Source organism: Falsirhodobacter sp. alg1 (genome assembly GCF_000739715.2).
In the GTDB taxonomy this organism is placed as follows: Bacteria; Pseudomonadota; Alphaproteobacteria; order Rhodobacterales; family Rhodobacteraceae; genus Falsirhodobacter.
This window is the reverse complement of record NZ_BBJC02000120.1, coordinates 1-505: the sequence shown is the minus strand read 5'-3', so window position 1 is coordinate 505 and position 505 is coordinate 1. Positions and strand designations below refer to the sequence as shown.

General features: G+C 57.6%; 1 pseudogene. It reads left to right on the top strand.

Features of this window, described 5'->3' with window-relative positions:
• Positions 1 to 193: 193 nt before the first annotated feature.
• A pseudogene (locus tag TR36_RS14525) lies at positions 194 to 475 on the top strand (phosphate ABC transporter ATP-binding protein); the annotation flags it as partial.
• Between the last annotated feature and the right edge of the window lie 30 nt (positions 476 to 505).

Sequence of the window (505 nt, the reverse complement as noted above, 5' to 3'; positions counted from 1 at the left end):
GCGACAAGTCGGCCACTGATGTGCCGCCAAATTTCATGACAAGAGTTGGCATAGGTTCCCCCCCTCTGCCGGACATACGGGGACCCCCTTAGCGATCCGCTTCGCCAAGGGCAAGCGATGTTACAACGCGCGCCACCCGATATCGCGGCGGGCAAACCCCTCGGGCCAGTCGATGGCATCCACCATGCGATAGGCCTCTGCCTGTGAAACATCGCCCGAAGTGCTGCTGATGGACGAACCCTGTTCAGCGCTGGATCCGATTGCGACCGCCCAGGTGGAAGAGTTGATCGATGAACTGCGGACGCAATTTGCCGTGGTGATCGTGACCCACTCCATGCAGCAGGCAGCCCGCGTCAGCCAGAAGACCGCCTTTTTCCATATGGGAAATCTGGTGGAATTCGGTGAGACGGGCCAAATCTTTACCAATCCGCATGATCCGCGGACCGAAAGCTACATCAGCGGAAAAATCGGGTGATCTGATGAACAACGATTCCCACATCCTTTC